We start from the raw sequence: 9,465 nt of genomic DNA, 5'->3' as shown, positions 1-9,465 counted from the left end.
ATTCACTTGCCGACTCGTCTATACTCACTCGGCGTCAGCCCCGTTTCCTTTTTAAATGCCTTATAAAATGAAGAGCGGGCGTTAAACCCAACCTCAAGTGCAATATGTAACACTGACTCTGTGCCAGCCAGTAAACGCGCTTTCGCCGCCTCGATGCGCCAGTGATTCACAAAGTCGAAGAAGTTCACTTTCAGTGTTTCGTTTAACACCTGAGACAGGTAGTTGGTTGAAACGCCGCTTGCATCGGAAAGCTTTTGTAGCGTCAGTTCGGCATCCAGATACAGCTTATCATCCTGCATCGCTGAGGTGACTTTTTTGACTATCCGGGCGGAGCGTTCCTTATTCAGAGCCGATTTATGATACTTATTGAGTGTATCCTGTGTACCTGGTGTACCTGGTGTACCTGGTGTACCTGGTGTACCTGGTGTACCCTGAGCATTCCCACTGTTTATCTCATTATCCAGCTCGGGAATAAGCAATGGCGTGGTTTGTTGCATAGCAAAAAAGGTCAGACTCCAGATCAGTATCAATGCAGTCAGTATTTCAGCGCCAAGCGTCAATAAGGCATGTCCAAACAGGCTGGACAGAAAAGCGCAGCTCAGCGCTAACACCCAGATACACATGGATATAAACACAAGCCGTTTTGTCGCGAATATCCTGGAGTCGTCCAGGTTAGAGTAATGGGCTTTTAGTTCAGTCCTGAATACCACCAGACGTTTTGCTATCGCCACTACGGTCAGCCCACATTCAACCAGCCAGGCACATATCAGGGCCAGCATCGCGCCAGCCAATCCCACAGCATGCAGCCCCGCGGGTGTTTCATCGGTGATAAATAGTGCCTGATGCTGATGTGATGGCAAGATAGCAATGATGCTTGCAACCACTATTGCGGGCCATAACAAAACGAACTTTTTTGGATTCAGTTTATACAAAGTCCGGCTTTTGTGTGTCGTGATCCCCTCTATATAAAGGCGTAACGCAGGGCAAAGCACAAAGAGCACAGGAAAACCAATAACCGTATAAGCCTGATACCAGTCAGGTAAAACAACCGGCACGATTGCATTCAAAGCCAGCACGCCACAAGCACTGAGAAATACCACCAGCGGTATTCGATAAGCACGTGTTGACTGTTTGATCAGCAACACAGGTACACTCAAGGCGACTTGCCCAATTAGCATCGCCGTAAGCACCAACACAATAGGTTCAGCCACTTCTCTCCCCTGATAGTTGAAACAAAGTTATCCGTAGTTAATTGTTTTATTTACTTTTAATTTTTCTTTTTTGCAAAACTGTCCGCGCCTTTACGCTGGGACGACGCCTTAGCCCAGAGCAGTTAGTCTGAGTGCTACCTGAATATAACCGGGCAAACCTTTTTACATGGACCCCAATATGAACTAAGGAACCACGTATGACAAACCCAAATTCAACCGCTAGCGAAATACCCGATGGCCGTATTCGCATTAAACTTGCAACGCTTTGGTTGCTGGTGATGCTCAATATGGTTTATGCCGATATCCTGGCCTTTGTCTCGGCTTTTATCACGCCTGGCGTCATTGAGACATTGATGAGTGGCTATTCCGGCACAGTCAAACTATCACAGCCACTGCTACTGGTCAGTGCCATACTCATCGAAATTCCCATTATGATGATTTTTTTATCCCAGTTTCTCGGCTACAGAATAAACCGGTTTTGTAACTTTGTGGCCGTCCCGCTCACCTTTGTGTTTGTACTGGGCGGTGTGGAAACCGATCCTTTTTACCTGTTTCTGGCCACCATTCAACTTAGCTTACTTTTAACCATTGCCTGGACAGCCATCCGTTGGCATGCCCCTGCCGAACACCCAATAGGAGGCCCTGTCAATTAAGCCACAAACCGGCGCGTTCACTGAGCGACATGTTAAAAATCAACACTAGTTATTTTAGATACTTAGAAGGAAACATACACATGAATAACACACGACTGATGCCCCTTGCACTGCTAATTTTCAGCACTACAGCTACTGCCAGTATTGAACAGGGACGGGCAGAATTTGAAAAAGGCAATCTACGCCTTGCGCAGTCTCTTTTGCTGCAACAGCAGACCTCTGATTATCACAAGCCGATGCTTTTGGCACGTATTGCGCTGAAAAGCGATAAAGATGAAGTTGCGCTACGACATATAGAAGATGCACTCGCTCAGCACCCAAACAATCCAGAGCTCTATTTTGCCCATGTTGAAGTGGTCGCCAAAATTGCCGAGCAAGCAAGTATTTTCAGTGTCTCTGGTTATATTAAAAAGCTCAAAGCATCGTTCATCAAAGCTGTGGAATTGGCCCCGGAAAATACAGAATATCGCACTGCACTGATCAAGTTTTATATCAATGCCCCTTCCATGTTTGGTGGCGATGAACAGGCCGCTCTGACACATATAAACGAATTAGAAAAAATCGCCCCTTCTGAAGCCTTCCTTACTCGCTTGCATCTGTTAGGTAAAACAGGTGAACATGATGAGTTCGCTCGCTTAATTGCCATCGGACAGAAACAATATGCTGCAGAGCCTAGATTCTTTTACACTCTGGGTCAGGTATATCGCGAGCTTGACCAGAGCGAAGAAGCTTTACGCCAGTTCCGCAAAGCTGCGACCATGAAAACAGCGACCACTCAGCAGGAAAAGGCCAGAAACCATTCACTGGTGCTCATTGGTGTACTCAGCCAGCAACTGGGTAAACACCATGATGAGGGTGAAGCGGCATTACGGCAGTATCTGGATGAAGCGTCGCACCACTACGATATGCCAGATAAAAGCCAGGTCAAATTCAGACTGGCCGAAATTGCGATAGATCGCAGCAAAACCGCAGTTGCAAAACAGCTTTTGAACGAAGTCATTACTGAAACACTGAGTGAACGCCTCAAGAAAAAAGCCCGCTCTGCGTTGAAGAAACTGGCCAGAGCATGATGTCACCGACCATCACAGGCTCCATTATGGAGCCTTTTTTCAAACTACAGTAACCCCGATACAAACAGAAACATGGAACCACATCCGGTTAGTATCGCAGGAATGGCGTCTTTGAATGTGTCATATTTGAAATGGAAGTAACATGCACCAACAGAGGTTATCAGGATCAAAGCCGAACCTAGCTGTAGTGCTATTTCGTGATTGGTCAGTATGGCAAAAATGATCAATCCGGCAGCGGTTGATTCAATGATACCAATCCCATACATGTGTCCTCTGCCAAGCCCGTATCGCCTGAAAAATTCACTTTGTATTTTGAACACGGCAGCGCTCCAGGCAAAAATCTTTTGAGAGCCGGCCAGAATAAAGAAAATAGCCAACAGAGTAGCAATTATAACCATTAATATCCTCCTAATAGGGTTAAGGAGATATATTAGAGCATTCCAATTACACACAATGAATAGTATTGTTTACCTAGATGGTATTCCAAAATGGAATGGGTATGGACAAACTTACTTGTATTAAGCTATTTACCGAAGTGGCTAAAAGAGGCAGCTTTACCCACACAGCAAATACACTCAATATGACACAAAGTGCGGTAAGTAAAAAAATCGCCTGGCTTGAGCAACACCTTGGTTTTACTCTTTTCCACAGGACATCTCGCGCTATTTCACTGACCTCGTCAGGAAAGGCATATCTAAAATACAGCCAATCGCTGCTTGATACTATGAGTGAAGTGGAGCACCAGATCCGTGATGAGCAAACACAGATCAGTGGCCATATTAAAATCTCTGCTCCCAGCGCTTTTGCAACGCAGCGCCTGGCGGAGCCGCTTTGTGAGTTTATGCGCCGTTATCCTGAAGTCACTCTGGATATCAGTGTGAGTGATCAACACGCAGACCTGATAAATGACGACGTAGACATCGCAATCCGGGCTTCAGCGTTAAAAGACTCAGGGCTAAAGGCAAAGAAGTTGCTGGACCACAGCGCTTGCTACTTCGCAGCGCCTCAATACCTAAAACGTTATGGCACGCCATCTACTCCGCAAGCCCTTAAAAACCATCAATGCATCACCTATTCTCTCAGTAAGCCCTCTAATATCTGGCAGTTAGATAACAAACACTACACTGTTAATGAACATATCAGATCTGACAGTCCGGAAATGATTGTTAAATTAGCCCTTTCAGGATTAGGCATTGCTGCCATGCCAAACTGGATGGTTGATGCACATCTCGCTGACGGCACGCTCATTAACTTATTTGAAAACAGGCAAGGTCACACACTGCCGATGTACGCGCTCTACAAGAACACCGAGTTTATGCCAACGAGATTGCGCACTATGCTTGATTTTCTTCATGAATATTTTACCAACTAAATTGCCAAATTTTTAATTATCAGAACCGCGCTGGCTCCCTACTCCTTTCACCTACCCGTCAAACCTCCCCACTTGTCTCAGGCCCTTTGTACTTTTGTTAAAGATGAGATTACAATCCGACAACAATCAAGCTAAATACATTTGAGCACCCGCTCATTTTACTGACCAACCGGGGCACACCCCGAATGTCAAAAAGGACAGACATGACAACTCTCAAATTCAGCGCCATTGCAGGTGCGATTATGCTGGCCAGCGCGTGCAGCCAGACCGTGACAGAGCAAAACACAGACACTCAGGTAAGCCAGCAGCAAGTTCAGCCTCCAATTGCACAAAAAATTCCTCACGTCACCCTGATCCATGGCTATGAACTGGTTGATAACTATCACTGGTTACGCGACGACACCCGTAGCTCAGAGAAAGTGCTGTCTCATCTTGAGCAGGAAAACCGCTATGCAGATGCAAAGCTGGCCCCCATAGAGTCATTACGCAAAGACTTATTTGAAGAAATAAAAAGTAAAATCGCGAAAGATGACCGCAGTGTGCCGTATAAACGCGGTGACTACTACTACTTCAGTGAAGTAAAGGGCAACCAGGAATATCGCATTTACTACCGCAGTAAACATGCGGACGGTACCGAACCAACTCAGCTTTTTGATGCCAATCAACGGGCTGAGGGCCAGTCTTACTATGGCCTCGGTGCACTAAGCGTCAGCCCGAATGGCAAGCTCATGGCTTTTGCAGAAGATACGCTAAGTCGTCGCATCTATACGGTCAGTGTGAAAAACCTTGAAACCGGAGAGATTTACACCGACAAACTAGAAGGCGCTGCCGACAGTATCCAGTGGGGCAATGACAACCGCAGTATTTATTACATCAAGAAAGACCCTGTGACTTTACTCGGTTATCAGGTATATCGCCATGTGCTGGGCCAGGACCAGTCACAGGATGAACTGGTGTATGAAGAAAAAGACAATACCTATTACACCTACCTGGAAAGAAGCAAAGACGGCAGTGAAATTTACATTGTCCACGACAGCACAGAAGCCAAGGGCCTGTCCGTTATTGATGCCAACAACGAACAAGCACAGCCGTATCGCCTGCTGCCTCGAACCAAAGGGCATGAGTACAATGTGCTCAAACAAGGCGACTATTATTTTGTCTATACCAACGACAATGCCGTCAACTTTAAGCTTATGAAAGCGCACAAAGATGAAGTGTCGGATAAACGTAAATGGAAGACCATAATAGCCCACAACCCTGAGGCGAAGCTGGAAGACGTTGAACTGTTTGACAATCACCTGGTGTATCAATCGCGGGTTGAGGGCGTAGGCACCCTGAACGTGCTTGATTTAAAAACTCGCTCACATAAAACCCTGTCGTTTAATGATCCGGCCTATATGGCTGAGATGGCTGGCAACCGGGAGCTGGGTAGCAGTTTTGTCAGGGTAAGCTACGAGAGTATGACAACGCCTGAGACCATCTATGACATCGACCTGAAAACACTGGAAAAAACGCAGCGTAAGCAAAAAAAGGTACTGGGCGATTTTAATGCCGATGAATACGCTTCCGAGCGCCTGTTCATTACAGCCAGAGATGGCGTGAAAGTCCCCGTCACACTGGTCTACAAAAAAGCCATGTTCAAAAAAGATGGGACCAATCCACTACTGCAATATGGTTATGGTTCTTACGGTTCAACTCGCGACCCTTACTTCCGTGTCAGTACGTTAAGCCTGCTGGACCGGGGCTTTGTTTATGCCATTGCTCACATTCGTGGCTCTCAGGCGTTAGGCAGACCTTGGTATGAGGATGGTAAAAAGCTAAACAAAATGAATACCTTCAACGATTTTATCGATGTCACTAAGGAATTGACTAAGTCAGGCTATGGCGATCCAAAACGTTTATATGCCCGCGGTGGCAGCGCAGGCGGTCTGCTAATGGGCGCAGTGATCAACCAGGAACCTGAGCTGTACCATGGCGTGCACTCGGCAGTGCCCTTTGTCGACGTGATCAACACCATGCTGGACGAGTCGTTACCACTGACAACCAATGAGTATGACGAGTGGGGTAACCCGAATGACAAAGTCTATTTTGACTATATGCGCTCTTACTCTCCTTATGATCAGGTCAGTGCACTAAATTACCCGAACATGCTCGTCACAACCGGTTTGCATGATTCTCAGGTGCAGTACTTTGAACCTGCCAAGTGGGTTGCCAAGCTTCGCGAATATAAAACGGACAACAACACTTTATTGTTAAAAACCGATATGTCTGCCGGGCACGGTGGCGCATCGGGCCGTTTTAAGCGCATTCATGATACCGCACTGAGCTATGGCTTTATCATTGGCCTGGCTGAGGGCAAACTGTAATACACGCGCTTCCCCGGGTGTTCAACCGGGGATACATGCCATAGCCCGTATCTAAGGTTATGGCATGCCTCTCCTATTCAGATTCGCTGCACTTTTTTTGACAGTCTGTGACACATTCAGGTCCTGAGCACTACTAACCTAATAACATCAACAACAAAAAGCAGGGACATAGTGAACACACAACCTTCATTCGAACAAATGCTCACTGAAAACGACGGGCGAATACGGTATATCGCTTCACGCTATGGCGGCCCCCTAGAGCGCGATGATATGTATCAGGAGATCCTGCTGCAATTGTGGCGCAGTTATGAAAGCTTTTCGGGGCAGTCCTCCATCGGTACCTGGGTGTATAAAGTGGCGCTGAATACGGCCAACACCTTTGTCAAAACCAGAATTAAGCACAATGACATTAAACAATCCGTTTCGAGGCACTTTGGACAGCAACCTCAAGCTGAACATGCCGGCTGTCAGGCCGATATTCTTAATCAATTTATGGACACACTCAGTGATATCGATGCCGGCGTGCTGATGATGTATCTGGATGGCCTCAAGTCGGAAGACATTACACACGTATTAGGGATAAGCGACAACGCGGTGCGCTCGCGGATAAAGCGCATTAAACGTGAGTTCGAACAAAACTTTGTAGGAGACGAGTCATGAAACTGGATGATCTAAAGCACAACTTTGAACAGCAAATTGAAACCAGCAGCTCAGAAGCAAAACTGGCGTTGCAGGTCGATGAGCTTAAGACTAAAACAAAGAAATATCAGCGTGATATTAAAGTGCGCGATTTTATGGAAATCTCCATTTCATTGTTGCTTATCCCTGTCTGGCTGTACGGCCTCACCATTAGCTTAAACTGGGTCCAGTCTTTAGGCTGTGTTCTGGCCACCCTGACAAGCCTGTATATCCCTTATAAACTGCTCAAAGCCCGACGTATTTCCCCCTGCAAAGATGACAGCATCCGAGCATATTTACATCAGGAGCAGCAAAGGCTGGCTCAGCAAAAGCAACTCCTGGAGGGCATAGTATGGTGGTACATTACGCCCATTTTTGTCAGTGTCATGCTGATCACGCTGGGCGCCAATATGGATGACAAAGGGACTATTCAACTCGATACGCACATGCAATTGTATTACCTGATCGTGCTGTTTGGCATGGTGGGGATCTACTTTTGGAATAAACGCGCCGCCGAGAAAAGGTTTGGACCTTTACTGGCGCGCGTCGAACAGCAACTTAGTGAACTCAATGACGAATAAGCACAAGCCCCGAAGTGCTTGCGCAACGGGGCTCAGCTCACTAGATTTCCTGAGCGGGCTCCGTCTGATATGCCCGATGAAGAAGCGCAGATAAGGACTGAGACTCTCTCAGGCTGTGGCCTGAAATTTCTGCCACCGCCACACCCGGTGTCCAGGAGTTCATCACCACAGCGCCGCGCAGCGATGGCAAACTCGCCAATGTCACAGGCTCGGTGCGCTGCTCGATATTAAGTAAGCGTAGTTGCCGCTGGACCATACTCATCATGGTACCTTGCAGTTTTGGAGCCTGTGGCCAAATCACCGCTTCACCATCCCAAAACGCCAGATTCCAGATGGTCCCTTCACTCAGGTAACCCGCGTCATCCACAAATACCGCGTCATCATAGCCCTGCTGCGCGGCCCTATGAAGATAGTAAGTTTTACTGATTTCGCCGACATGTTTAATTTCAGGTAACGGCCGACTATATTCCGTGGCCAGCAGTTTCAGCGGTCCGCCCGGTCCATTAGCAGGTTCACCAGTGCGAACCAGTACATTCGGCTGGCTGTTCATACTTTCCAGGGTGAACTCACCATGAGCAGAATACAAGGTAACCGTTAAAGACAAGTCCGTGCCCGCCGCAGCGATGGCAGCACGAACAGATGTCAGGATTTCGGCATCAGACAATGCCTGACCAAACAATTCGACTGAAGCATGACGTAACCTGTTCAGATGCAGATCCATGCCCTTTACCCTGCCATCACGTACCTGCATGGCGGTAAAATGTGCAAAACCAGAGAAGGCCAGCTGGCTCATCTGTGGCTCCTGAAGTAGCGTGCCGTTGACCACACTTTGCGATGTAAAGGTATTTTCTTTCATACAATTAACTCCCGGTTTGAAACCCTTTTTGGAAGCCAGTACTATAAACCCTGACAGCACTGTGAGAGTCAAGAACGCATAATGAAAATAGGCGAATTATCGAAACAAACAGGGATCAGCATTCGCATGCTTCGGTATTACGAAGAGCAAGGCTTGCTTCATCCCATGCGGACCCAGTCAGGCTATCGCAATTACACACCAAACGATGTACAAACGCTGACCCGTATTCAGTTACTAAGCGCGGCAGGCATGACACTCAATACCATTTTACAGTTTTTACCTTGTATTCGCGGCGACAGACCCATTTTTGAGCCCTGTGACGAACTTAGAAACCTGTTGTACAGCGAAATCAAAGTCGTTGATGAGAAAGCCGCGCGACTGGCTGAAAGCAAAGCAATACTCTGCCAGTTTTTAGCAGAGATTGAGCAGGGGTAAGTCAGCGCCCATACCCATTGTTGTTAAATCAAAGTAGTATGTTATACCAATTTCACTTAATACCTGTTCAATTTGAAGGAGCAAATATGCCGCTAACGGTGTTAAAAATTTCTAATTTAGAACAACTAAATAGCGAATTTTTTGCCTTATTATCGACGATATTTTCTCGCCTCAAAATAGAACTCTTAATTAAGCAAATTGGTATTACTCATCTTGCTCAACGGGAATTGTGAATGAAGTGCC

Annotated in this window: 10 protein-coding genes; 7 read left to right on the top strand and 3 right to left on the bottom strand. The window is 46.8% G+C overall.

Going from position 1 to position 9,465, the window contains the following annotated elements; all coding sequences use genetic code 11:
- Window positions 1-2: 2 nt before the first annotated feature.
- Window positions 3-1,211, bottom strand: coding sequence for a helix-turn-helix transcriptional regulator (locus NH568_RS24200; RefSeq protein WP_253047252.1), 1,209 nt, complete (start codon window positions 1,209-1,211; stop codon window positions 3-5).
- 197 nt (window positions 1,212-1,408) lie between these two features.
- Between NH568_RS24200 and NH568_RS11205 the strand changes: the two genes are divergently transcribed.
- Together NH568_RS11205 and NH568_RS11200 are read left to right on the top strand one after the other, a co-directional pair.
- On the top strand, window positions 1,409-1,864 hold the full coding sequence (locus tag NH568_RS11205; RefSeq protein ID WP_253047248.1) for a DUF6326 family protein: 456 nt from the start codon (window positions 1,409-1,411) through the stop codon (window positions 1,862-1,864).
- Between the two features lie 80 nt (window positions 1,865-1,944).
- Window positions 1,945-2,934, top strand: a complete 990-nt coding sequence (locus NH568_RS11200) for a hypothetical protein (protein WP_253047245.1) — start codon at window positions 1,945-1,947, stop codon at window positions 2,932-2,934.
- Window positions 2,935-2,978: 44 nt separating this feature from the next.
- On the opposite strand, the gene NH568_RS11195 is transcribed toward NH568_RS11200, so the two are convergent.
- Entirely contained in the window at window positions 2,979-3,332 is a 354-nt protein-coding gene (locus tag NH568_RS11195) for a DoxX family protein (RefSeq protein WP_253047241.1), read from the bottom strand.
- 101 nt (window positions 3,333-3,433) lie between these two features.
- On the opposite strand from NH568_RS11195, the gene NH568_RS11190 reads away from it, so the two are divergent.
- The 4 genes from NH568_RS11190 to NH568_RS11175 all read left to right on the top strand — a co-directional run bounded on the left by NH568_RS11190 (window position 3,434) and on the right by NH568_RS11175 (window position 7,931).
- A complete protein-coding gene (locus tag NH568_RS11190; RefSeq protein WP_253047238.1) occupies window positions 3,434-4,306 on the top strand; it encodes a LysR family transcriptional regulator in 873 nt (290 codons plus the stop codon).
- Between the two features lie 203 nt (window positions 4,307-4,509).
- On the top strand, window positions 4,510-6,672 hold the full coding sequence (locus NH568_RS11185; protein WP_253047235.1) for a S9 family peptidase: 2,163 nt from the start codon (window positions 4,510-4,512) through the stop codon (window positions 6,670-6,672).
- 171 nt (window positions 6,673-6,843) lie between these two features.
- Complete coding sequence (locus NH568_RS11180) at window positions 6,844-7,332, top strand: sigma-70 family RNA polymerase sigma factor (RefSeq protein WP_253047232.1); 489 nt, start codon at window positions 6,844-6,846, stop codon at window positions 7,330-7,332.
- Entirely contained in the window at window positions 7,329-7,931 is a 603-nt protein-coding gene (locus NH568_RS11175) for a hypothetical protein (RefSeq protein WP_253047229.1), read from the top strand. Before NH568_RS11180 ends, NH568_RS11175 begins: the two co-directional genes overlap by 4 nt.
- A 40-nt stretch (window positions 7,932-7,971) precedes the next feature.
- Here the strand turns inward: NH568_RS11175 and NH568_RS11170 are convergent, their stop codons facing one another.
- The gene (locus NH568_RS11170) at window positions 7,972-8,787 is read right to left on the bottom strand and encodes an aminotransferase class IV family protein (protein WP_253047226.1); all 816 of its coding nucleotides are present in this window, start codon (window positions 8,785-8,787) and stop codon (window positions 7,972-7,974) included.
- An 81-nt stretch (window positions 8,788-8,868) separates the two neighbouring features.
- Here NH568_RS11170 and NH568_RS11165 point away from each other — a divergent pair, with 81 nt between their 5' ends.
- Window positions 8,869-9,222 (top strand): MerR family transcriptional regulator, encoded by a 354-nt coding sequence (locus NH568_RS11165; RefSeq protein WP_253047223.1) that lies wholly within the window; start codon window positions 8,869-8,871, stop codon window positions 9,220-9,222.
- Window positions 9,223-9,465: the final 243 nt, after the last annotated feature.

It is taken from the genome of Pseudoalteromonas sp. XMcav2-N (genome assembly GCF_024124545.1).
Classification (GTDB): domain Bacteria; phylum Pseudomonadota; class Gammaproteobacteria; order Enterobacterales; family Alteromonadaceae; genus Pseudoalteromonas.
The sequence above is the reverse complement of the archived record's forward strand: the minus strand, read 5'-3'. Positions and strand labels throughout refer to the sequence as shown.